Consider the following 23847-nt stretch of genomic DNA (forward strand, 5'->3'; position numbering starts at 1 on the left):
TCGCGCTCGCGGCGCTTGCCGCTGCTGCGCTTGCCGGCGCGCGCCTCGCCGAGCTCGCCGCCGGCGCGGCCTCGCTGGCGCCGCGCGCCTCCGCCGCCGCGCAGACGCTTGGCGGCGTGCTGCTCGGCGCCGCCGTCTACGGCGCCGCGCTGCTGCGGCTCGGCGCCGTAAGCGCAGCCGAGCTGCGCCTGCTGCCGGGCGGCGAGCGGATGGCCGCCCGCCTGCGCCGCTGGCGGCTGATGCCGTAAGGCGGACCCATGCGGGCATCCGCCGAGCTCGACGCCCCCGCGAGGGAGTCGAGAGTGCCTTGACCCGCCGAACACGGCGCCTCCGCCCCCGCGAGGGAGTCGAGAGTGCCTTAGCCCGCCGAACTCGACGCCTCCGCCCCCGCGAGGGAGCCGAAAGTGCCTTGACCCGCCGAACTCGACGCCCCCGGCCCCGCGAGGGAGCCGAGAGTGCCTTGATCTGCGGATCTCGGCGCCCCCGGCCCCGCGAGGGAGCCGAGAGTGCCTTGATTCGCCGATCTCGACGCCCCCGGCCCCGGCGAGGGAGCCGAGAGTGCCTTGAGCCGCCGAACGCGGTGCCACCTCCCTCGCGAGGGAGCCGAAAGTGCCTTGACCCGCCGAGCTTGGCGCCTCCTTCCCCGCGAGGGAGCCGAGAGTGCCTTGATTCGCCGAACTCGTCGCCTCCGCCCCGCGAGGGAGTCGAGAGTGCCTTGATTCGCCGAGCTCGCCGCCCCCGTCCCCGCGAGGGAGCCGAAAGTGCCTTGACCCGCCGATCTCGACGCCTCCGCCCCCACGAGGGAGTCGAGAGTGCCTTGATCCGCCGAGCTTGGCGCCCCCGTCCCCGCGAGGGAGCCGAAAGTGCCTTGACCCGCCGAGCTTGGCGCCTCCTTCCCCGCGAGGGAGCCGAGAGTGCCTTGATTCGCCGAACTCGTCGCCTCCGCCCCGACGAGGGAGTCGAGAGTGCCTTGATCCGCCGAGCTTGGCGCCCCCGGCCCCGCGAGGGAGCCGAAAGTGCCTTGATCCGCCGATCTCGACGCCCCCGCCCCCGCGAGGGAGTCGAGAGTGCCTTGACCCGCCGAATTTGGCGCCTCCGGCCCCGCGAGGGAGCCGAGAGTGCCTTGACCCGCCGATCTCGACAGTTCCGCCCCGGCGAGGGAGTCGAGAGTGCCTTGACCCACCGAACTCGGCAGTTCCGCCCCGGCGAGGGAGCCGAGAGTGCCTTGCCCCGCCGATCTCGGCGCCTTTGCCCCCGCGAGGGAGTCCTAAGCCACTGCGCCGGCTCGTCCCGCCCTACTTCTTACATATATTTCCTTAATGAGAACGATGCCGCTTGATTCCTGGCTTCAAGCCAAGTAAAGTCTTAAAGGAGGCGGCCCCGGAAGGGTTTCCGGGGCTTATGCCGCAGGGCGCGAGCAAGGGCCGCGCCTGCCACAGGGAGGAACCGCGCCATGACATCCGATTCGAGCCTCAACCGCTCCGGCGGAGCCGTGCCGTCGATCGCGGTAGCCGGCCTCGGCACCGGCGATCCGGACCAGCTGACGCTGGGCATCTGGCGGCGGCTGCAAGCCGCGGACGCGATCTATGTCCGCACCGCGAAGCATCCGATGATGGACATGCTGCGCGAGACCGGCGTGCCGATCCATTCCTTCGACCGGCTGTACGAGCAGTCGGAGTCGTTCCCCGAGGTGTACGACGCGATCGCGGACGAGCTGATCCGACTGGCCAAGGGCTCGGCGCCGCCTGACGCCGCTGCCGTGCCGTCTGACGCCGCTGCCGTGCCGTCTGACGCCGCTGCCGTACCGCCGAACGCCGTTGCCGTGGCGCCTAACGCCGCTGCCGTACCGCCGGACGCCGCCGCCGTACCGCCTAACGCCGCCGTTACACTTTCGGCTGCCGCCGGCCTGGGCCGAGCCGTGCTTTACGCCGTGCCCGGCCATCCGATGGTGGCCGAGCGCACCGTGCAGCTGCTGCGGGAGCGCTGCCCCCGCGAAGGCGTCGAGCTGACCGTGCTCGGGGGCGAGAGCTTCCTCGACATCGCCTTCACGCGGCTCGGCTTCGACCCGATCGAGGGCTTCCAGCTGCTCGACGCGGCCGGACTGCAGCCGCATCTGCTGCAGCCTCAGCTGCATACGCTGATCGGCCAGGTGTACGACGGCTTCACCGCCTCGGACGTCAAGCTGACGCTCATGGAGCGCTATCCCGAGGAGCATCCGGTGACGATCGGGCATGCGCTCGGCGTCGCCGGGGAGGAGCGCATCGTCACGGTGCCGCTCTACGAGCTTGACCGGGGACAGGACTACGGCAACCTCAGCCTCGTCTACGTGCCCGCCAGCAACGACGAGCGGCTGCGCAGCCGCAGCTTCGACCGGCTGCACGAGATCGTCTCCATCCTGCGCAGTCCGGACGGCTGCCCGTGGGACCGCGAGCAGACGCATCAGTCGATCCGCAAAAACTTCATCGAGGAGCTGTACGAGGCGCTCGAGGCGATCGACGCGGACGATCCGGACGGCATGCGCGAGGAGTTCGGCGACGTCATCCTGCAGGTGATGCTGCACAGCCAGATGGAGGAGGAGACGGGCGCCTTCACCGTCTACGACGTCATCCAGGAGCTGAACGAGAAGCTGATCTTCCGCCATCCGCATGTGTTCGGCGCGGACGGCGCATCCGATGCGGGCGAGGCGCTCGCCAGCTGGGAGCGGATGAAGGCGGAGGAGAAGCGCATCAAGGGCCGCGACGCGGACCGCAGCTCCGTGCTCGACGGCGTGCCCAAGGATCTGCCGGCGCTGCTGGCCGCTTACAAGCTCCAGAAGAAGGCGTCCAAGGTCGGCTTCGACTGGAACGAGCTGGAGCCGATGCTGGCCAAGATCGAGGAGGAGCTGCGCGAGGTGCGCGAGGCGGCCGGGCTTGGCGACGCCGAGGCGAGCGCCGGAGAGGTCGGCGACCTGCTGTTCGCCGTCGTCAACGCCGCGCGTTTCCTGGGCGCCGACCCGGAGGAGGCGCTGGCGCGGACGAACGCCAAGTTCAAGAGGCGCTTTCTCTACGTCGAGGAGCAGCTTCGTATAAACGGCAAATCTTTTGACCAGACTGATCTACTAGAGATGGACCGCTGGTGGGAGGAAGCCAAGAAGAGAGGGTTATAGATTCGCCCGCTTGGAATTCGGCCTCCTTTGCGCCATCGTTCGCCCGTTCTCGACGGAATTCTGCAAAAAAAATTCCGAATGCAGCAGGATTTTTTCATCGGGGGCACGAATTACGTATCCCTCGAAAAAAAGCGGCGCCGCCGGCTTCCGTCCGGGACGCTTCCCGCGCGCTGCGGCCGAGCCTTCTTGTTTCGACCCTGATGCTGCCGAGAGGCAGCGCACATGCACTTCAACCGAATCCATTACTTATTCCGGGAGGAAACAATCATGAACAAGAACGACCTGATCAACAGCATCGCAACGAAAAGCGGCCTGACCAAGCGCGACGTCGAGTCCGTCCTGAACGGCTTCCTCGGCGAAGTCACCGAAGCGCTCGCTTCCGGCGACAAGGTTCAACTGATCGGCTTCGGCACGTTCGAGACCCGCACCCGCTCCGGCCGTACGGGCCGCAACCCGCAAACGGGCCAAGAAATCACGATTCCGGAATCGAAGGTTCCTGCATTCAAAGCCGGCAACAAGCTGAAAGAAGCCATCAAGTAATTGAGGCTCGATAAATTCCTTAAGGTCTCCCGGCTCATCAAGCGGCGCACCGTCGCCAAGGATGTGTCGGAGCAGGGCCGCGTATGGATCAACGGCCGCGAGGCCAAGCCGAGCAGCTCCGTCAAAGCCGGCGACGAGCTGCGCATCCAGTACGGGCAAAAGTACATCACCGTGCGCGTCGAGCGCACGGCGGAGACGACCCGCAAGGATGAAGCGGCTACGCTCTATACGCTGCTCAAGGAAGAAGCGCGCGAGCGCGAGGACGACGGCCTGGGCTTCTAGTCCGGCGCCGCAGCTTCCAGCCATTGCCTTTTGAAGACCCCTTGCGAGGGGTCTTTTTTCATTGTACCTGCCCTCGGGGCCGATCCGTAGAAGGGGCATGACGCCTGATCTTAAAAAAAATTTCGCGGCCTGTTTGGCCCGCCGGAGCCGCGGGTAATGAAGCTTACCCCCCACTCCTATAGGTTCTAAACCTCGTCCCCTCCTAATAAGCATAGGCTTATAAGGAGGGGACGAGGCATGAGTGAACCGATGAAAGGGCAGAAGCGGCAGGAAGTGAAGATGCTGAACCGCAAGCTGCTGGAGATAACGGGCGTGTTGAACGTCGAGAGCTTCGACAACGAGGAGTTCCTGCTGGAGACCGAGCTCGGATTTCTGGCCATCCGCGGCCAGAATTTGCATATGAAGCATCTCAGCCTGGAGCAGGGCCTGGTCGCCATCGAGGGTCTGATCCATACGCTCGCCTATCTGGACGGCACGCAGCAGGCCAAGTCCAAGAGTCTGTTCGGGAAGATCTTCAAGTGACGCTGGAGACCCAAGGCCTCACGATGGCGCTGATGCTGCTGTCGGGCGTGCTCATGGGCACGGCGTTCGACGGCTACCGCGTCGTGTCCCGCGAGCTGCGCTTCCCCCGCTGGATGCTGCCGCCGCTGGACGTCGCCTACTGGATGATCGCGGCGCTGGCTGTATTCCGGGTGCTGTACGCCAGCAACGACGGCGAGGTGCGGGCGTACGTGTATCTCGGACTCGGCATCGGGCTTTGCCTTCATTATCTGCTGTTCAGCGGATTGGTGGTCGGGCTCACCAAATGGATGATCGCGGCGGCGAAGGCGGTCATCGGCTGGCTTGTCCGTCTGACGGACATGCTGGTTATTCGTCCCTTGATAGGAATCTACCGCTTAGTTCGCGTTTTGACAGGTTTTTTGCTCGCCTTTTCTATGTTCCTGTTCCGCATTATGCTACAATTGGTTCGTCCTGCAGGAATTCTGATCCTCTGGATGCTGGGTCCGCTGCTGCGTCCGATCAGCAGGCAGCTGGGGCAGCTCATGGTCCGCTGGGAACTGAAGGAAAAGGCGGCCCGAGTGTCGAATGGATTCAAGCAGGCTTGGAAGCGGCTTTTCCGCAGGTGATTGGATTCGCTCCGGTCCTACAAGCCGAACCCTTGGAAGAGACGGGAGGATTCACGTGATGGAAAGTCCGAAAACGACGGGTGCGCGCAGAAGGTTCAAGCTGTGGCTGGTGGCGATGACGGTTATTCTAGCGTGGGCAGGGTATGCCCTGTTCTCTCAAACGCAGCGCCAGGCGGAGACCGCGGAACGGCTGTCGCTCGCCAAGGACCGATTGGAGCAACTGCATCAGCAAACCGATGAGCTGCAGGCCAAGATCAAGCAGCTCAACGATCCGGAATATATTTCCCAGCTCGCGAGCAAGCAGCAGGGATGGGTCAAGCCTGGCGAGGAGCTGCTTACAGCCCCGGAATGACGGGCTCTCGGCGGGGACAGACCGGGACATCCGTCTGTTGACCTTGCTTTTGGCCTTACGGTATAATTGAGACCAAGCGTGCCCTCTAATGCAGGGAAGTGCATGGTAGCGGCAGTTAACATGCTTCGCACAACTTTTAGGGAGGAACATTTTATTTTATGGCAATAGAAGTGGGCGCCAAACTACAGGGAAAAGTGACAGGCATTACACATTTTGGGGCATTCGTCGATCTGTCGGGGGGTGTCACCGGCCTCGTGCACATTTCCGAGATTGCCGACAATTATGTGAAGGACGTCAAGGATCATCTGAAGCTGGAGGATGTCGTGACCGTCAAGGTCATCAACATCGATCCGAGCGGCAAGATCGGTCTGTCCATCAAGCAGGCGATCGACCGTCCAGAAGGGAGCGCGCCTCCTGCGCGCGAGCGCTTCAACCGTGAAGGCGGCGGCGGTGGCAGCTTCGGCGGCGGACGCGGCCCTGGCGGTCCCGGCGGCGGCGCTCCTCGCGGCCCCGGCGGCTTCGGCGGCGGACGCCCTGGCGGCGGCGGTGGCGGCGGCCGGCCGTTCAACAAGGGCGGCGGCGGTCGTCCAGCGTTCGGCAAGCCCTCTTTCGAGGATAAGATGTCCCGTTTCCTAAAAGACAGCGAAGAACGGATTTCGTCCCTGAAGAAGAACACGGAAGGCAAGCGCGGCGGCCGCGGCGCCAAACGCGTATAGGTTTCGACAGGACGACGCAGAGAGCAGCATCCCTAACCGGATGCTGCTCTTTTTGCTGTTCGTCCAGAACGTATCCGCAAGGCGATAAAAAAAGGCCTTAGGACCTCCTTTCCTAAGACCTTCGGCCTAATGAACGAGCCTTTCCCGGTCGATATTCAAGGGATGCGGGTTATCCGGGAATCGGGAGGTACGGCATGCTTCGGCGAGTGAACGAGGAACAGGGCTTCACCCTGCTGGAAATCATGGCCTCGATCGTCATCCTGTCGGTCGTGGCGCTGACGCTCAGCGGCTTTTTCGTCCAAGCCATGAGCTACAGCAAGCAGAATCAGAGCAAGACGATCGCCGTCCATCTGGCGCGCAACGCGCTGGCTTCCATTCAAAAGGAGCCTTTCGTTCCATTGCGCGACTATCTGGCCGTGCCGGACGCAGGCGGCAGCTACGCCGTGCTTGACGGCTCCCGCTGCGAGTCGGACTGCGCCGACTACGCGGAGCTGGTGCGCGACCCGGCCGTGCTGCTCCATGTGCTGCGTCCGGAAGTGAATGGAGTCGCCTATGTCGTGCGCATCTCTTATCAGCCGGAGCTGACGCCGTATTTGGACATCGGTCCCGATGCGGAGGACGAGGGCCGATCCGCGGCGGCCGGCGGCGCGGAGGCTTTGTCCGCCTATCTGCTGCCGGTCCAGGTGGAGGTCGCCGCCGAGACGGGCGGCCGCAGCGATTCGGTGCGAGTGGAGGGATATCTGACCGATGAAACGATTCGTTGAACGGCTGCGCCGCAGCGAGGACGGCTACACGCTCATCGAGCTCATCGCCGCGCTCAGCCTGCTGTCGCTCGTGCTTGGCGTCATCTACGCCACGATTTCCTTCGGCACGGACGCCTACGGACGCGTGCAGGCGCAGAACGGGCTGCGCGAGGATGCGGATTCGGCGATGAGCGCCGTCATGGCGCGGCTGTACGCGTTCGGCGCCGAGCGGATCGGACAGGCGGAGGCAGCCGCGGGCAGCGGCATCGTCATGCAGGCGGCCGCGGACGGAAGCGGCCAGGCGCGATCCGAGCAGGTGGCGATCCGCCGCGATGCCGAGGGCAAGGGCCGCTTGTATATCGGGGACATGCCCGTGGAGCTTGGCTCGGAGCTGGCGACGGAGGGCGAGGGCCGCTCGGCGATCGAGCTGCGCTGTCCGGACGGCGGCGGGGAGTGCTCGAGCGGTCTGCTGGAAATTCGGCTCCGCCTGCTGCGGGAAGCGGGCGGGCGGGTGTACTCGCTCGATCTGGCAAGCAAATTCGGCTTTTAGGAGGCTTCGGCCATGAAGGAGGACAAAGGCTCCTCGCTGCTGCTCGTCGTATTCCTCATCCTGCTGCTGTCGCTGCTCGGCGTCGCCGTGCTCGGAGCGAGCCTCGGGGGCGCGATGCGGACCGAGCGCAGCGAGGAGAACGTGCAGAGCGTGCATCTCGCCCAAAAGGGGCTCGACGAGGCGATCGCCGCCATCTATGACCGGTTCAACGGCCGCTTCATCGACCCGGAATCGCTCGGCTCGCAGCTGGCCGGCTTCACGGATGCGTTCAACGAGCAGCTGGCTCAGGGAGGAAGCGGCGGCAGCCGGCTCGATGCGGCGCGTCCGTTCTATCAGGTCGTCAGCGTCCGCTGCGCGGACGACGGCGAATGCCTCTCGCGGGGCAGCGCCGGCAGCGCGGCTTACCAATACTCGCTCGTCGTGACCGCGGAGGCCGAGGTGGACGGGGCGAAGCGCCGGCTTCAGCAGGAGGTCATGCTCGACACGTACCCGGATTTCCTCAAGTACGCCTTCGGCTCCGAAGGCGTCGTGACGATCGGGGGCGCTCCTTATTTTCGCGGCAATCTGTACGCCGGAGAGGCGCTGCAGCTGAGCGACACGGCCGACTACGTCTATGCCGGGAAGCGGCGGACGCAGGTTTCCCAGTTCCTCTTTCTCGACCCGATGCTCGGGGCGGACGGCCGGCCGCTGGACGACAGCGGCTGGATCATCGCCGGCGACGGCGGCAGGCTGCATTATGGCTACGGCGTCTCGTATCCCGATGGCGTAGACCGCTACATGGCGGTGTACGACCGGAGCCTGGCCGGAGCGGACGGCGTGGACCGGGACAAGACGCATGGCCTCGGCCAGCGCATCCGCGTCGAGCCTCCGCAAAAGTTCGTCTCGATCGATGTCCGTTCGAGCTTCCTGGACAAGGTGCGGGATTCGCTCGGCGAGGGGGCGGGCAAGCAGGATCGGACCGTCATCGAAAACGTCTACGCGTCGGGCGGTGCTGCAGCGCTGGTCGACCTGCTGGAATCCAGCTACGCCTCCCGCTACGAGCGGCTGGGCGCGCAGCCGGCTCTGACGGCGGAGGAGCCGGCGGTGCCGGACATCCTGCTCGGACCGGAGCCTTCCGATCCGGGCGGGAGCCCGGCGGACCCGGCGGCGCCTGGCGCGGGTCCGGATCCTGAGGCTTACGAGCAGGCTCGGCTCGAGTATGAGCAGGCCGTCACCGAGTATGAGCTCGCCGTGGCCGAGCACGAACGGCAGCTGGCCGAATTCCGCGCAGGGCTGACCTCGATCGGCGCTCCCGGCTTGGCCGGATCGGCTGTCGTGACGGGGCCGCTCGTGCTCGACGCCAGCGTTCCGGCGATCGACTTTGCCTCCAAGGGCAAGCATAACTGGCTGATCGTGGACGGCGATCTGGAGCTGCGCGGTCCGGCCATCGGCGCCGATGAAGCCGCCGATCCAGGAGCGGAGCCCGGCGGGAGCGGCTCTGGCGGCGGAGAAGACGGCGCGGATGGCGCTTCGGGCAAAGGCGCAAGCCCGCTGCGGCTGCGCGGCAACGTGCTCGTCACCGGCAGCATGACGCTGTCCGGTCAAGTCGATGTCGACGCCACCGTCTACGTGCTCGGCCGGACGGACATCCGCGACGGGGCGATCCGCGGGCTGCAGCCGGGCGGCGCGGCCCCGCGCAAGGAGCTCGTGCTGATCGGCGGAGGGCCGATCGACTTGTACCGGGTGAGCTCGTTCCAGCCCGTCGGAGCCGGATTCGGCAGCGGAGCCGAGGCGGACGGACAGGTGCTGGACGCGTTCCTTTACACGGAGAGCTCGGCCAGCCTGTACGGCGTCGGCAGCGCCTTCTGGATGCGCGGCGGCTTCTTCGCCAAGGGCGATCTGACGCTGAACGCCGTGCTCGGGTCCACGGTCGAGGACGAGGCGCGGCAGCGGCTGAGCTTTCAGGAGCAGAGCAGCCTCGGCAAGGAAAAGGCCCGCTTCATCATCGACTACAACAGCTCGGTGTTCGCCAGCCAGGAAGCGGCGCTGCCGCGGGTGAGCAAGGTCCGCTTGACGACCGGCCCGCTGCGGCTCCTGCCGCAGGACGGCTGAACGGATCGGGCGGCCGAGGGCCGGCCCGCTCCTGGCAAATGAAAAAAACGGGACCAAGCGGAGAAAATCTCCGCTTGGTCCCGTTTTTTCATTTGCCATCCTTCAATAGCGATCGCCGAGGCGTTCGCCGGACGGCGCCTTCACCGTCACTGCAATCGTCCGCTGCAGCGAGCCGCCCGGCAGTCCGTTCGCCCGCCAGACAGCGCTGATGACGGCGGAGCCCGGCTTTTTGGCGGTCAGCCGGCCGCTTGCGTCGACCGAAACGACGGCCGGGGAGCTGCTGCCCCAGCGCAGGGCGCCTAGGATCTCGCTTGCGAGCGAGGACGGCTGCGCCTGCAGGCCGCTCGTCCGCAGCGGCAGCTGCGCGCCCTGCTCGAGCGTTAGGGCGGCAGGCAGGGAGAAGTCCCCGATCAGAACGGACTTGGAGACGCTGGAGCGATAGCCGGAGCCCAGCTCGATCGAGCCGGTCACGGTCGCGCTGCCGGGGCTGACCGCGGACAGCAGCGCCTTGGCGGGGTTGCCGGCGATCGGCGCCAGCGTCGCCCGATCGGCCGGAGCGCCGCCGAGGCTCCAGATCAGAGCGGACAGGCTGCCGCTATAGGCCGGGCTCCAGCTCGCGGATACCGTCAGCTGCTGGCCCGCCGCAAGCCTCTCCGGCAGCGCGGACAGCGCCAGCTCCGGCGCGAACACGCCCAGCTCCCGCTCTACCGTGAAGGAATAGCCCGTCGCCATCGTCACGATGGCCGCTGCCTTCGCCTTGCCGCTGCTTCCCGCGGGCTTCGAGGCGGTCAGCGTGCGGCTGTTCGCGGCATCGCCCTGGAGCGTGCCGGAGCCGCTGACGGTCCAGCTGACCGTATGCTCGGGGATGTCGGCCGCGGCGACGCCGTCCCAGCGGAGCGACAGCTGCGTCTGCTCGCCCGGCAGCAGCTCGCTCTTGCCGGCGGCAAGAGCCGGCTTGGCGATGATGCGCACCGGCTGGGCCGCCTTGGCCAGCTCGATCGGCGTCTCGCCGGCTTGCAGCGGCTGAGTGACTTTGAGCGCTACATGGCCGCTCCCTGTCAGGGACGGATCCATGCGAACGCTCTGATAGCCGCTGTCGGCGGGCAGGCTCTTCGATGGGCCTGCGGACGGCTCCCAGCTCCAGGCGTACGTCAGAGCCCGGCCTGGGACATCGGTGCCGACCGGCCGCCTATCGCCCCAGTTACGGGTCCATGACGCCGCGCTGTCGCCGGCGACGATGACGGCCGGACCGCTCACCTGCAGGTCGGGGGCGACGATGTCCAGCTTCAGCTCAGGCTCAGGCGATTCGTACGTCCGGGAGACGAGCTCGCCTTTGTCGTTCAGCCCTTGCACGGTCAGCCGGGCTCGGAGCCTGTACGTTCCGGGGCTCGAGGGATAGAAGCCTGACGTCCACTCCCAGACGCCCGGCGTACGCTGCCTTTCTCGAATGCTTTCCGCACCCGCCTGCTGCGGGCTGACGGACCATTCGACCTGCGCGCCGCTCGGCACCACGTCGCTCGTCACCTTGGTGAGCACCGACTTCAGTCCGATCCGGCTGCCGAGCGTGTAGACGGAGGCTCCGTCCGCGGTGCTCAGCGACAAGCCCGGCTGAATCACATTCACCTTCGTGCTGGCGCTGAGGCCGGTCAGCTCGTCCGTCACCTGGACGACGGAGGACTGGCCGATTTTCAAGCCTTTCACCATGATGCCGCCGATGACGCTCTCCTCGATGGATACATGGGCCGGCTGGCTCGTCGTCCATTTCAAGCCGATGACCGACGCTTCCGCGGGCTCCATCGTCAGCAGCAGCTTGTAGCTCTGGCCGAACGCGATGTCGACCTCCGCCGGCAGCGACAGCGCGGTCGGCTTGACGATCGCCTCGAGCGTGATGGCGTTGAAGCGGAGCGACGTGCCTGCGATCTGGCCGAGATTGCGGTACGTCAGCGTCGCCTGGTCGAGCGGCAGCCTGCCGATCGCGGCGGCTTTGGCCGTGATCGAGAACGGGACTGGCTCCGCCGCGTAGCGCGTGCCGTCTCCGGACGGATCGGCGGCGTAGCGGATGTCGGGCAGCGTGCCCGTCACCGTGTAGCCGCTTGCGAGCGTGCCGCTCTTTTGGAATCCGGGCGGCAGCGAGACCGGCTCGAGATTCGGCGGCAGCTTTTCCTGGAACGACGGAGCGGCGATGACGAGATCCGACTGGCCTTTGGCCGCCGTCACCGGCTGCGGTCGGACGACGTAGCTCAGCGTGAAGTCCTTGCCCTTTTCGACATAGGCTTCCTTGAACGTGCCGGTCACGGAGCGGTCGACCTGCAGGCCGGCCGTCACGGGCCGCACGACGACGCGCACCGACTCGGTGGAGAAGGCGCCTTGCCGGTCGGTCGCGGTGATGCGTACCGTCAGCTCTCCGCCCTGCGGCAGCGGATTCGGATACGACTCGGATACGAGCGTGCCCGACAGCAGCGAGGCGTTCTCGGACATCGTGCGTACGACCGGCTTGCCGTCCGTGCCCGTGTACAGGAACTCCACCTTGGCGCTGATCCGGCGGTCCTTGTAGTCGGGATCCTCCGCAGTGAAGCTGACCGGGATCTGCTGGTAGTGCGGGATGTAGTTGCCTGCTTGGGCCGAGTAGGCGGCGGGAGCGTGGACGGCCAGCTCCGGCTTATGGTTGGAGCCCATGAAGGCGCGGTACATCGTGTTGACGAACAGGCGCTGCTCCCAATCGGGGAACGTGCCGCTGTCGCCCTGGTGGCCGGTGCCGGAGTAGGTGACGTTGCCTTTGGAATAGGTGTAGTAATGATTCCAGCTGTCGCTGTTGTCCCGCGTGCCGCCGGTGATGTTGTACCACGGCACGAGCGTCGGATCCTCCAGATCGAGCATGAAATACTGGTCATGCGTCGTCGCGACGGACGGCGTGCCGGCATCCAGGTTGAACGGGAACTTCGTCAGCAGGCCGTCGTTGACTTTGGCGACGGTCGAGGACGTCTTGGGCGCTCCCAGCCCGATGTTCGTGTGGAGGCCGGTCTGTCCGGTGACGGGCTTGAAGTTCCGCGTCCAGACGTTGTCGGTCGTGCCGTCGGAGATGAACACGGTATCGTGAGTGAACAGGACGCTTTGCCCGGTCTCGATGAAGTCTTTGACGGCCTTGGCGGCCGTCTCGCTGATCGGGGCGCTGCCGTTGTACGAGTCCTTGAAGCCGAAGATCAGCATGTCGTACTTGCCGCCGATGGAGTCGTACCCGTACGGGCCGCCCTTGGTGTTGAACGCCTGGATCGTGGCCGTCTTCAGCGCGATCCGGTAGTCCTCGGTGCTCAGGTAGCTCTGCTTCAGCACCGTGTCCTTCGTCAAGTCGCTGTTGGCGTTGCCCGGCAGCACCTGGAGGACGCTGATTTCCGTCTGGCGGTCGCGGAAGCGGACGGCGCCGGAGGCGTAGCTTTTCAGCCCGGTCTCGAGCTCGACCAGCTCCAGCTTCCAATAGTACAGCCCGGAGTAGCCTCGCGGCATGCGGTACCGCAGCTCGCCGGACGGCCCGGAGGCGTCGGAAGTCGCCACGACCTGCTCCGCCTGGAAGCGCAGCGACGCGTCCAGGTTGAGGTACAGGTTCGCGCGCAGGCGGGATTCGGCCGGCTGTTCGTAGCGGAAGACGAGCGTGTCGCCCGCGCGGTAGAAATGGGACGGATTCGTCACATAGTCGGTCGGCGCCTCCGTCACGTTCAGCTCCGGTCTCAGCGAGAGCAGGCGCGCGTACTTGTTCTGCTTCAAGGTGGAGGCGATCGCGCTCAGCCCCTGCTTGTCGAGGAACAGCACGTTTTCCCGCTGCTTGCCGCTCTCCTGGTAGATGGAAAATCTTTTTTTCAGCACGCCTGACTCTCCGTTCGGGAGGGCCGGCTGATACAGCAGGCCGTCGGACGTCGCCTTGTCGCTGTAGAGAAGCACGAGCAGGCCGCGGTTGACGTAGCCGTCGATCAGCTCCTGCGCCTTGAGGTTCGTGATGTCGTTGAGCTTCTTGGACGTGTCATGCGCCGCATTGCGTGCGTCGGACGTGGACAGATAGGACATCGACTCGGGATTGTACTTGCCCTTGCCGATGTAGACGGCGTCGTACAGGCCGTCGATGTCGACGCGGGAGGCGACAAACGTCTTCATCTTCATCGTCGTGATCTCGTAGTCGGCGGAGCCGAGCAGCGGCTTCAGATCGGACGTGCCGGCGTCCGTCAGTTCGAGCAGCCGGATCTTGGCGGCGGATGCCGCCGACGCCGAAGGAACGGATGGCGGCCAGAGCGACAGCAGCGATGCCAGCAGCAGCAGGATCGCCAAAGGGGCGCAGAGCGCGGAGCGGAGACGGGCGGCCATGGGGAGCATCTACCTCCAGAATGGAATGGTGGAATACGGAAAAAGGTCATAGTTCATATAGACTAATTTTGGATAGTTTGATTATAATCGATTCGACATCGAAAAAACACATATTGGAAGTTAAAGACCTGGTTTTATTCACATATTGAAATAAAAAGACGATATTTATTGATTAAACGATAATTATGATTCGTTTTATGAGAAAACGTTCATTAATTTCTGATGTTGAGACTAAAGACCTAAACTTATCGATATTTCCTTTCGATAATTAGGAGGACAAGCCGCGACGGCGGGAAGAGAGGAAGGCGGCGAAGCGAGATGAACAGGGTGAGGAAAAGGCTCGGCGACCTGCTGGTCGAGAGCGGCGTCATTACGGAGACGGAGCTGCAGGAGGCGCTGCGCGAGCAGGGACGGACGAAGCAGAAGCTGGGCGATCTGCTCATCGCCCAAGGCTACATGACCGAGCAGCAGCTCATCGAGGTGCTGGAATTCCAGTTGGGCATTCCGCATGTGAGCCTGTTCAAGTACCAGATCGATCCTTCCATCGCCCAGATCATCCCGGAGAGCCTGGCGCGCCGCTATCAGGTCATCCCGCTTCACAAAGAGGGCGGCAAGCTGATGGTGGCGATGGCCGATCCGCTCGACTACTTCGCGATCGAGGAGCTGCGGATGAGCACCGGCTTCCGGATCGAGCCGGCGATCTCCACCAAAGAGGAGCTGCAGCGCGCCATCGCCCGCTTCTACGGCCTGCAGGACTCCATGAGCCAGATCTTGGGCGAGCTGCCGACGCAGGACGAGATCGGCGAGATGGAGATCACCGACGAGGACTCGCCGGTCGTGCGGCTGGTGAACGGCATGATCCAGCAGGCGGTGCAGCTGCAGGTGTCCGACATCCATGTCGATCCGGGCGAGACGCAGGTGCTCATCCGGTACCGGATCGACGGCGAGCTGCGCACGGAGCGGGTCATTCCCAAGGCGATGCAGGGCTACATTACGGCGCGGCTCAAGATCATGGCCAAGCTCAACATCGCCGAGCGGCGGCTGCCGCAGGACGGCCGGATCAAGATGCAGGTCGACTTCCGCACGGTGGACATCCGGATCTCCTCGCTGCCGACGATCCATGGCGAGAAGCTGGTGCTGCGGATCCTCGATCTGAGCGTCGGCGTCAAAGGCATCGAGCAGCTCGGCTTCAGCCCGGACAACTACCGGCTGTTCAAAGGAATGGTCGAGTCGCCTTACGGCATCGTGCTCCTCACCGGGCCGACCGGCAGCGGCAAGACGACGACGCTGTACTCGGCGCTGCAGCATCTCAACCGCGACAGCGAGAACATCATCACCGTCGAGGATCCGGTGGAATACCAGCTGGAAGGCATCAACCAGGTGCATGTGAACCCGGCGATCGGGCTGACGTTCGCCGCCGGGCTGCGCTCGATCCTGCGCCAGGACCCGAACATCGTCATGGTCGGCGAGATCCGTGACTCGGAGACGGCGGAGATCGCCATCCGGGCGTCGCTGACCGGCCATCTCGTGCTGTCGACGCTGCATACGAACGACGCGGTCAGCACGGTGACCCGGTTCCGCGACATGGGCATCGCCAGCTATCTGATCGCCAGCTCCCTCGTCGGCGTCGTCGCGCAGCGGCTCGTCCGGCGAGTCTGCCCGGACTGCCGCCAGGCGCATGAGCCGACCGAGCAGGAGCGGATCCTGCTGCGCAGCTACGGCATCGAGACGGATCGCTTGTACCGCGGCGCCGGCTGCGGCAGCTGCAGCAAGACCGGCTACCGCGGCCGGATCGCGATCCACGAGGTGCTGGCCGTGACAGACGAGCTGCGCCGGATGATCGGCGACGACGCCTCGGTGCTCGAGCTGCGGGCAGCCGCGGAGCGGGCCGGACTGGCCGGCCTGCTGCAGGACGGCATGGACAAGGTGCTGCAGGGACAGACGACCGTGCAGGAAGTGATGCGCGAGGCGGCGCTGCGCTGAGGATGGATCATGGAGCGTCCGAGGCGGCAGCAGGGCGCCGGCGCGCCAGGCTCGGCCGGCCTCGCGCGGGGAACCGCATCAGGCTGCGCCTGCAAGGGCAAAAGGAGGCTGGACCGATATGAACGAACCGCAGGGACTGCTGCGGGAGCTGCTGCGCGAGGCCCGCGAGCGGGGCGCCTCGGATCTGCATCTGGCGGCCGGAGCGCCGCCGCTGCTGCGGATCGACGGGGCGCTGGCGCCTGCCGTCTCGCTGGCGGAGCCGCTCGGGCGCGAGCAAGCGGAGGCGCTGCTGCTGCCGCTGCTCGGCAGCCGCAGGGAGCGCTTCGACGCGGAGGGCGAGGCCGATCTCGCCTGCGAGACGGACGGCTGCCGCTACCGGCTGAACGTGTTCCGCCGTCTCGGCGGCCTCGGGCTCGCGGCGCGCGTGCTGCCGAACGGGACGCCGACGCTGGAGGAGCTCGGCCTGTCGCGCATGCTGACGGACTGGGCGCAGCGGCGGCAAGGGCTGCTGCTCGTCACCGGCCCGACCGGCAGCGGCAAGTCGTCCACGCTGGCGGCGCTCGTCGGGCACTTGAGCCGGACGCGCAGCCTGCACATCGTCACGCTGGAGGATCCGATCGAGCATGTGTATCCGCAGGAGCGCTCGCTGATCGACCAGCGGGAGATCGGCCGCGATACGGCGAGCTTCGCCAGCGGCCTGCGGGCCGCGCTGCGGCAGGCGCCGGACGTCATCCTCGTCGGCGAGATGCGCGACGCGGAGACGATGGCGGCCGCCTTGACGGCGGCGGAGACGGGGCATCTCGTGCTGTCCACGCTCCATACGGCGGACGCGCCGCAGGCGGTCGACCGGATCGTGGATGCTTTCGGAACGGACAGGCAAGGCCAGATCCGGGCGCAGCTCGCCTCGCTGCTGATCGGCGTGCACGCCCAGCGGCTGCTGCGCCGGGCGGGAGGACGCGGGCGCGTCTGCGCCGCGGAGATCCTCGTCAACACGCCGGCCGTCGCCAATCTGATCCGGACCGAGAAGGTCCATCAGCTGCGCGGCGTCATGCAGACGGGCCGGCAGCAGGGGATGGCCACGCTGGAGAGCAGCGTGCAGGAGCTGCTGCGCCAGGGCGCGGCCGATCCGGCCGACGCCAGGGCTTACCTGCAGGAGAGAGGGGAGTAGCGTGTGGCGCAGTTTCACTATCATGTCAAAAGCTCCGCCGGCAAGCAGCTGAAGGGCATGCTGACGGCGATGGACAAGTCGTCGGCGGTCGAGGAGCTGCGGCGCCGCGGGCTCGTCGTCCTGGCGCTGGAGGAGCATCGCAGCTCGCTGCTGCAGATGGACATCTACATCGGCAATCCCGTCAAGCCGGCCCACTTCATCGTCTACTGCCGGCAGTTCGCCACGCTCGTCCGGGCCGGCGTGCCGATCGTGCAGGCGACCGACATCCTCTCCCAGCAGACAGAGAGCAAGCCGCTGCGCAAGGCGCTGCGCGACGTCCATGCCTCGCTGCTGCGCGGCAGCAGCTTCTCGCAGGCGGCGATGGAGCATCGGCGCATCTTCCCCGTCATGTTCACGAGCATGATCCGGGCGGGCGAGGAGTCGGGCGACCTGGAGGGGACGCTCGAGCGGCTAGCGACGTTTTTCGAGAAGGGGCATGTGACGCGGGAGAAGATCAAGTCGGCGCTCACCTATCCGGTCATCGTCGGGCTGCTTGCCGTCGCGGCCGTCATCTACCTGCTCAAGGCGATCGTGCCGCAGTTCGTCAGCATGTTCGAGTCGATGAACGCGGAGCTGCCGGCGATCACCAAGGTCGTCATGGCGCTCAGCGCCAGCATCGAGAACGAATGGTACCTGTGGCTCGGAGCGGCGGTGCTGCTGCTGGCGCTGCTGCTCGGGTTCAAGCGGACGCAGCGCGGCGCGTATGCGCTCGACTATGTGAAGCTGAAGCTCCCGGTGTTCGGCAAGCTGCAGCAAAAGGGCGCGATCGCCCAGGTGTCGCGCACGCTGTCTTCGCTGTATGCGAGCGCCGTGCCGATGCTGCAGTCGCTGCAGATCGTCGAGGAGGCGGTCGGCAACCGCGTCATCGCCCGCTACTTGCGGCTGAGCGCCGACTCGCTGCGGCGGGGCAATCCGCTGTCGGAGCCGCTCAAGCAGTCGTGGGTATTCCCGCCGCTCGTCACGCAGATGATCGCGGTCGGCGAGGAGACGGGCGCGCTCGACGAGATGCTGGCCAAGGTCGCGGACTTCTACGAGATGGACGTCGACAACACCGTCGACCGGCTGAAGTCGCTCATCGAGCCGCTGCTCATCGTCTTCCTCGCCGGCGTCGTCGGCCTCATCGTCGCGGCGATCATGCTGCCGATGTTCAGCCTGTACGGGCAGATGGGGTAGGCGGCTTTTGAGGCGCGACGGCGCGGCGGTTGCGCGGAAAACTTAGTTGGAGGCGCGCCGGCGTGGCAGCTGCGCGGAAAAACCGAGTAACTGGGTAGTAGGAGGCGCGACGGCGAGGCAGTTGCGCGGAAAAACCGAGTAACTGGTTAGTTGGAAGGCCGTCGGAGCGGCAGTTGCGCGGAAAAACCGAGTAACTCGGTGGTTGGGGATGCGTCGGAGTGGCAGTTACGCGGAAAAACCGAGTAACTGGGTAGTTGGAAGGCCGTCGGAGTGGCAGTTGCGCGGAAAAACCGAGTAACTCGGGTGTTAGAGGCGCGCCGGCGTGGCAGTTACGCGGAAAAACCGAGTAACTGGGTAGTTGGAAGGCCGTCGGAGCGGCAGTTACGCGAAAAAAACGAGTAACTGGGGTGTTAGAGGCACGTCGACGTGGCAGTTGCGCGGAAAAACCGAGTAACTCGGGTGTTAGAGGCGCGCCGCCAGAGCTGCAACCCGAAAAAATCGTGTTGCAGATGTCCGAAGTGATGGAAAAGAAGCTGCAACCCGAGAAAATCGGGTTGCAGGTGTTCGAAGTCACGGAATAGACGCTGTAACCCGAAAAAATCAGGTTGCAGGTGCTCGAAGTGGCAAGAAAGACGCTGTAACCCGAAAAAATCGGGTTACAGGTATGAGCTCAATCTATATTGCAGGGCATGCAGTGAACCCTGGATGCCCTGAGGTTCAAGTCATCATTCATTTAGGAGGAATAAACATGACAGCAATTTTGAAGAAGTTGAAGAAGGACGAGAAAGGCTTCACACTGATCGAGCTTCTGGCGGTAATCGTTATTTTGGGGATTATTGCTGCGATTGCGATTCCGGTCATCAGCAACATCATGAATAAATCGAGAGACAAGTCCGACATCGCTACAGCACAACAAATTTATGATGCAGCCAGGATGTACGTGTCGACGGAATTGAATGGTGATTTTAAAGGTAAGGATATTAAAATTGTCGGTGGTACAGGTGACACATTGGTATCTAAAAATTATTTGGATGCAGGGCTCAGGCTTCCAAGTACCAAAGCAGTGATTACAGGTGGGGAGGTAAAGTTTAAAGCTGATGGCACTCTCGATTCGGTAACTATAAGTACAGATGAAGCCGCAACAACCGAAGATAAAGTTTACCAAGCAGCAGATCTAAAATAAATAAAAACCCATGACCCTCCTCATCTCCCTCTACCTGTTCGCGCTCGGACTCGCCTGCGGCTCGTTCTTCAACGTCGTGGCGCTGCGCGTGCCGCTCGGCCAATCGGTCGTGCGGCCGCCGTCCGCCTGCCCGCACTGCGGGCATCGGCTCGCTGCGCGCGAGCTCGTCCCCGTGCTGAGCTACGCGCTCAGCCGGGGGCGCTGCCGCAGCTGCGCGGCGCCAGTCTCGCCGCTGTACCCGGCAGGCGAGCTGGCCGCCGCGCTGCTGTTCGTCTGGGCGTACCTGCGGTTCGGCCTGACGGCGCAGGGCCTGATCGGCCTGCTGCTCGCCAGCCTGGCCGTCATCGTGACTGTGTCGGACATCCGCTACATGCGGATTCCGAACGCGGTGCTGCTGGCGTTCTTGCCGCCGCTGCTGCTCCTGCGCCTGCTCGAGCCGGACGGACGCTCCTATGCGGAGTACGCGCTCGGGGCGATCGCCGGAGGCGGCGTGCTGCTGCTAGTCGCGCTGCTGAGCCGGGGAGGCATGGGGATGGGCGACGTCAAGCTGCTGGCGCTGATCGGACTCGCGCTCGGCTGGAAAGGCGCGCTTCTGACGCTGCTCCTCGGCAGCTTCGCCGGAACGGCGGCAGGACTCGTCCTGCTGCTGCGGCGGCGGAGCAAGCTGCGCCAGCCGATGCCGTTCGGCCCTTTCCTCATGCTCGGCGCGCTGATCGCGTACGGGTACGGGGATGCGCTGATCGGCAGCTACCTTCAATTATTCAAGTAGGCAGGATGTGATAAGGATGCCCGCACTAGGCAGAAAGCGGATCGGCATCGCGATCGACGCCGCCGGAATCCGTTACGCTCCGCTCGGCAAGAAGGGACTGGATCCGGAGCAGGCCGGATTTTTTCCGTTCCCTCCGGGACTGATCGCGCAGGACGCCATCGTCAACGAAGAAAGCCTGCGGCTCTCGATCCGGGAGTGGGCGCGGGAGCGCAAGCTGCAAGGCGCGGTCGCCGTGCTGGCGGTGCCGACCTCCCAGGTCATCGTACGCAGGATGGCGCTGCCGGCGGCGAGCGACCGCGAGCTGCGCCAGCTGATCCATCTGGAAGTCGAGACGGTCATGCATCTGCCGTTCGAGCATCCGGTCTATGACTATGTCCTGCTCGAGCAAGGCGAGGAAAGCGCGCAGGCGCTCGTCTACGCGGCGCCCCGCAGCTGGATCGAGCCGCTGGTCGCGATGCTGCGGGAGGCGCGCATCCGCGTCGTCGGCACGGGCATCGTGGCGACGGCGCTGCAAGGAGCGGCGGGCTTCGGCGACGAGCCTCCCCGCGAGCGGATGCATGTCCATCTAAGCGGAGCCGCGGCGGAAATCGCGATGTTCCACGAAGGCAACCCGGTATTCGTGCGCTCGATCGAGGCGGACGGCGTGGACCAGGAGCTGGGCGGCCTGCGCATCGGGGAGCTTACCGCCGAGATCACGCGCATGCTCAGCTTCTATGAATTCGGCTTGCAGGAAGGCCGCTCCCGCATCCGGCAGGCGGTCATCACCGGTGCCGGCAAGCAGGCGGAGGCGCTGCGGCAGTCGCTGGCCGCCGCTTTGCCGGAGGTGGAGTTCCGCGGCGCCGAGCCTGGCAGCCTTGCGGCCGAGAGCCTGGACGGCCGCGCGGAGCCGTACGTCGTGCCGGCCGGGCTGCTCGTCCGCGGATCTGGCATCCTCCGGCTTAACCTGCTGCCGCGCGTCGACCGCGAGCAGCGGCTGGCGCCGCTGGCGGCGGCGCTGCTCGCGGTCGCCTGGATCGCCTGCGCGGCGCTGCTCGGCTACAGCTATGTCGGCGAGCGGCAAGCGGCGTCCGACGCGCAGGAGCGGCTGCTGGACGCGAGCCAGCAGCAGCTGGCGCTGCAGCGCCAGCTCGACGGGCTGAACCGGCAGGCCAGCGGAGCGGAAGCCGATCCGTACGAGCAGGCCGAGCAGATTCGGGCCCAGCGGCGGGATGCAACCGGCTACGTGCGCGATCTCGAGTTTTATTTGCCGACGGGGGCGGAGCTGCAGAGCATCGCCTACAGCAGCGGAGGGCAGCTGAGCGTATCGGTCCGGCTGGGCGGCATGAAGGATTCCTCCCGCTATCTGTTCGATATCCGGCGGATCGAGTGGCTGGACCAGGCGACGCTGACTTCGATCAAGCAGGAGCAGACAGGGGCCGAGAACGACGCGACGCCGACGTATGCAGCGGCCTATACGATCGTCCTGAAGCCGACCGAGCCTACGAAGGAGGGGACCGCCGATGGCAGCTAGACGCAATTCCTGGATTTTGCTGCTGTCCGCGATCCTCTTCCTCGGCCTGCTGCTGTTCTTCCTCTACGGGCTGAAGCCGGCGGAGGAAAAGGCCGCCTCGCTCGAGGCGGAGCTCGGCACGCAGCAGAAGCTGAACGACATCCTGATCGCCAAGCTCCAGGAACGCCGGGAGGAGGCGGAGATTCGCCCCGTGGAAGGCGTCCAGGCGGAGCTGCCGTACTGGGACAACACAGAGCAGCTCGTGCTCGATCTCGAGCAGCTCGGCGCCGAAAATGGCGTGGAGCATGTGTCGATCGCCTTCAGCGGCGATCTGGCCGCCTCCCGTCCGCTCCGCTCGGATCCGTCCGCCGATCCGGCCGCCGAGCGCTCCGCCGCTCCCGGCGAAGGCGCCCCCGCGGCCGAAGGCGATGCCGCCCCGTCCGCCGACGAGCTGGGCCTGGCGGCCGGCGGCTCCCCGTCCTCGGAGCCGCAGCCGGCGGGAGCGGCGGCCGCAGGGCCGCTGCGCCTGCAGGTGTCGGCCGTCGTCAAGGGAACGTACGACGCCGTGCTGAAGTACGTGCAAAGCCTGCACGGACTGACCCGCCTGACGACGCTGGAGTCGCTGGAGCTGAGCCGCAGCTCCTGCGGCTGCGGCAGCGAGCAGGAGCTGACCGTGCCGCTGACGTTCGCCGCTTATTTCCAGCCGACGTACCGCGACCGGGTCGAGACGCCGCTGCTGCCTTATGCGGAGTCCTCCGTCGCTTCGCCTCCGCCGCGCTCCTGAGCGCGGCTCGACGATTCTCCCCTCCCGCCCTCCGCCAAGAAGCGCTTCGATGCGAAGCGCGCCTTACCGGAGGGCTTTTTTCGCGTCGCGCGGACAAAAGCGGGTAAGGAGGGAAGAGAGATTCGTCTTTACAAAAATAGTGGATCTAATCGGCTCTTGAGCAAGCGGCCCGATTGCGTCCCCGGAGGAGAGACCCCAACGTGCATGAATGCCTGAACGGCCATGAGACATTCGGCCGCCTCGACCGCGAGCTGCAGGACAAGCTCGTCGATCAGTTCGAACGCCTCATCAACGCCGAAGCCAAAGTGCTGTCCCAAGGAACGGATGAACGCGGCAAGACCGTCTACAAGCCTTCGCTCGACCGATTCGATATCGTGCTCGTCAGCTTCATCGGCATCGGCCATCTCATGAACGAGCCCCATTATGCCGTCGTGTGGGACGCGCCGGCGCACAGCTCGAACCTGAGCGTCTTTCCCCTGAGCAGCAAGGTGAAGCATCCGAAGTTCGCCATCGGTCCGGTCGACACGCTGCCGGCCGAGGATACGGCGATCATGATCAACCAGCTGACGACCGTGTCGCGCCGGAGCCTCATCGAGCCGGTCAAGAAGCGCAACGCTGCGGGCCGGCTCGTCAACGTGTCGCTGACCGTCCGGCAGCAGCGGCAGGTGCTGGCCTTGTTCCATGAGACGCTGCTGAAGCAGCCGACGCTGAGAAGCGTCATCGAAAAGGAGCTGGGCAGCCATATCCCGTTCGGCCTCAGCGACGACAACCGCTCCGATCTGGAGGTCCCGGTCGCCTACGGCCTGCACCACAGCCTGCTCCTCTACCAGCTCCCCTGGAGCAAGACGATGAAGGCGATTCCGCTCCAGGCGATCGAGATGCCGTTCGGGGAGCGGAGGAGGCTCGTCCGCGGCCTGCTCTCGCGCGATCCGCTCCAGCAGGCCGAGGCGGAAGCCATCCTCGCCTTGAAGCAGACCGGACAGATGGCCGCCGAAGCGGCGGTCGGACAGCTTTCATAAGCATTGACAGCCTACAGCCGACGCGCTATCATAGGATACGAATGTTCTACATAGCTCCCGTTCGGGAAAACGAAACATGATTTCAAACGAGCTCGTTCGAGCGAAAAACCCCCAAGGCATCCGCCTTGGGGGTTTTCTTTTTGCCCCCAAAGCCTCATGCCCTCGAGCTTCTCGCGGCTGGCCCGCCCCGGCCCGGCGTCGTGCGCGGACAGCATCCGCCCCCGAGGCTTCGACTCCGCCGTCCCCCGATTCGCCTTATACCCGCGTATGCCAAAAACTTTTCCCCTCCGTCCCATCAATCCCGACACGAACCCACTGCGATTCGACGCGTCCCGAGTGAAGCT

At 65.3% G+C, this 23847-nt stretch carries 19 protein-coding genes and 1 pseudogene; 19 read left to right on the top strand and 1 reads right to left on the bottom strand.

Annotation, left to right across the window (positions count from 1 at the left end):
* The 11 genes and pseudogenes from B8V81_RS25200 to B8V81_RS09735 all read left to right on the top strand — a co-directional run.
* Window positions 1–248 (top strand): annotated as a pseudogene (locus B8V81_RS25200) (polysaccharide biosynthesis protein); the annotation flags it as partial.
* A 1205-nt stretch (window positions 249–1453) separates the two neighbouring features.
* Window positions 1454–3145, top strand: a complete 1692-nt coding sequence (gene yabN / locus B8V81_RS09690) for a bifunctional methyltransferase/pyrophosphohydrolase YabN (protein ID WP_101808268.1) — start codon at window positions 1454–1456, stop codon at window positions 3143–3145.
* Between the two features lie 267 nt (window positions 3146–3412).
* Window positions 3413–3685, top strand: a complete 273-nt coding sequence (locus B8V81_RS09695) for an HU family DNA-binding protein (RefSeq protein WP_028598247.1) — start codon at window positions 3413–3415, stop codon at window positions 3683–3685.
* Window positions 3686–3967, top strand: a complete 282-nt coding sequence (locus B8V81_RS09700) for an RNA-binding S4 domain-containing protein (protein WP_028598246.1) — start codon at window positions 3686–3688, stop codon at window positions 3965–3967. It begins immediately after the preceding gene.
* A 237-nt stretch (window positions 3968–4204) separates the two neighbouring features.
* Window positions 4205–4489: a sporulation protein YabP gene (yabP, locus tag B8V81_RS09705; protein WP_028598245.1), complete on the top strand. Its 285-nt coding sequence runs from the start codon at window positions 4205–4207 to the stop codon at window positions 4487–4489.
* Window positions 4486–5094, top strand: coding sequence for a spore cortex biosynthesis protein YabQ (gene yabQ, locus B8V81_RS09710; RefSeq protein ID WP_228551213.1), 609 nt, complete (start codon window positions 4486–4488; stop codon window positions 5092–5094). Before yabP ends, yabQ begins: the two co-directional genes overlap by 4 nt.
* A 58-nt stretch (window positions 5095–5152) precedes the next feature.
* The gene (locus B8V81_RS09715) at window positions 5153–5446 is read left to right on the top strand and encodes an FtsB family cell division protein (protein ID WP_043111124.1); all 294 of its coding nucleotides are present in this window, start codon (window positions 5153–5155) and stop codon (window positions 5444–5446) included.
* Window positions 5447–5604: 158 nt separating this feature from the next.
* Complete coding sequence (locus B8V81_RS09720) at window positions 5605–6162, top strand: S1 domain-containing RNA-binding protein (protein WP_101808269.1); 558 nt, start codon at window positions 5605–5607, stop codon at window positions 6160–6162.
* 194 nt (window positions 6163–6356) lie between these two features.
* Window positions 6357–6926, top strand: a complete 570-nt coding sequence (locus tag B8V81_RS09725) for a type IV pilus modification PilV family protein (RefSeq protein WP_101808270.1) — start codon at window positions 6357–6359, stop codon at window positions 6924–6926.
* Window positions 6910–7455 (top strand): prepilin-type N-terminal cleavage/methylation domain-containing protein, encoded by a 546-nt coding sequence (locus B8V81_RS09730; RefSeq protein WP_101808271.1) that lies wholly within the window; start codon window positions 6910–6912, stop codon window positions 7453–7455. The genes B8V81_RS09725 and B8V81_RS09730 overlap by 17 nt, the downstream gene beginning before the upstream one ends.
* 12 nt (window positions 7456–7467) lie before the next feature.
* The gene (locus B8V81_RS09735; RefSeq protein ID WP_028598239.1) at window positions 7468–9546 is read left to right on the top strand and encodes a hypothetical protein; all 2079 of its coding nucleotides are present in this window, start codon (window positions 7468–7470) and stop codon (window positions 9544–9546) included.
* A gap of 102 nt (window positions 9547–9648) precedes the next feature.
* Here the strand turns inward: B8V81_RS09735 and B8V81_RS09740 are convergent, their stop codons facing one another.
* Window positions 9649–13896 carry an Ig-like domain-containing protein gene (locus tag B8V81_RS09740; RefSeq protein ID WP_180968414.1) on the bottom strand — a complete coding sequence of 1416 codons (4248 nt, stop codon included), beginning with the start codon at window positions 13894–13896 and terminating at the stop codon, window positions 9649–9651.
* Window positions 13897–14214: 318 nt separating this feature from the next.
* Here B8V81_RS09740 and B8V81_RS09745 point away from each other — a divergent pair, with 318 nt between their 5' ends.
* The 8 genes from B8V81_RS09745 (at window position 14215) to B8V81_RS09780 (ending at window position 23503) form a co-directional block, all read left to right on the top strand.
* Window positions 14215–15879 (top strand): GspE/PulE family protein, encoded by a 1665-nt coding sequence (locus tag B8V81_RS09745; protein WP_101808273.1) that lies wholly within the window; start codon window positions 14215–14217, stop codon window positions 15877–15879.
* A gap of 118 nt (window positions 15880–15997) precedes the next feature.
* The gene (locus tag B8V81_RS09750; RefSeq protein WP_101808274.1) at window positions 15998–17047 is read left to right on the top strand and encodes a type IV pilus twitching motility protein PilT; all 1050 of its coding nucleotides are present in this window, start codon (window positions 15998–16000) and stop codon (window positions 17045–17047) included.
* Window positions 17048–17050: 3 nt separating this feature from the next.
* The gene (locus B8V81_RS09755) at window positions 17051–18259 is read left to right on the top strand and encodes a type II secretion system F family protein (protein ID WP_028598235.1); all 1209 of its coding nucleotides are present in this window, start codon (window positions 17051–17053) and stop codon (window positions 18257–18259) included.
* A gap of 748 nt (window positions 18260–19007) precedes the next feature.
* A complete protein-coding gene (locus B8V81_RS09760; protein ID WP_101808275.1) occupies window positions 19008–19442 on the top strand; it encodes a prepilin-type N-terminal cleavage/methylation domain-containing protein in 435 nt (144 codons plus the stop codon).
* Window positions 19443–19452: 10 nt separating this feature from the next.
* Window positions 19453–20211: a prepilin peptidase gene (locus tag B8V81_RS09765; protein WP_028598286.1), complete on the top strand. Its 759-nt coding sequence runs from the start codon at window positions 19453–19455 to the stop codon at window positions 20209–20211.
* A 16-nt stretch (window positions 20212–20227) separates the two neighbouring features.
* Window positions 20228–21721, top strand: coding sequence for a type IV pilus biogenesis protein PilM (gene pilM, locus B8V81_RS09770; protein ID WP_101808276.1), 1494 nt, complete (start codon window positions 20228–20230; stop codon window positions 21719–21721).
* Complete coding sequence (locus B8V81_RS09775; RefSeq protein ID WP_043111134.1) at window positions 21711–22484, top strand: hypothetical protein; 774 nt, start codon at window positions 21711–21713, stop codon at window positions 22482–22484. Before pilM ends, B8V81_RS09775 begins: the two co-directional genes overlap by 11 nt.
* Before the next feature lie 200 nt (window positions 22485–22684).
* Entirely contained in the window at window positions 22685–23503 is an 819-nt protein-coding gene (locus B8V81_RS09780) for a type II toxin-antitoxin system PemK/MazF family toxin (protein ID WP_101808277.1), read from the top strand.
* The last annotated feature ends 344 nt before the right edge of the window (window positions 23504–23847 follow it).

This window comes from Paenibacillus pasadenensis (assembly GCF_002864175.1).
In the GTDB taxonomy this organism is placed as follows: domain Bacteria; phylum Bacillota; class Bacilli; order Paenibacillales; family Paenibacillaceae; genus Paenibacillus_O; species Paenibacillus_O pasadenensis.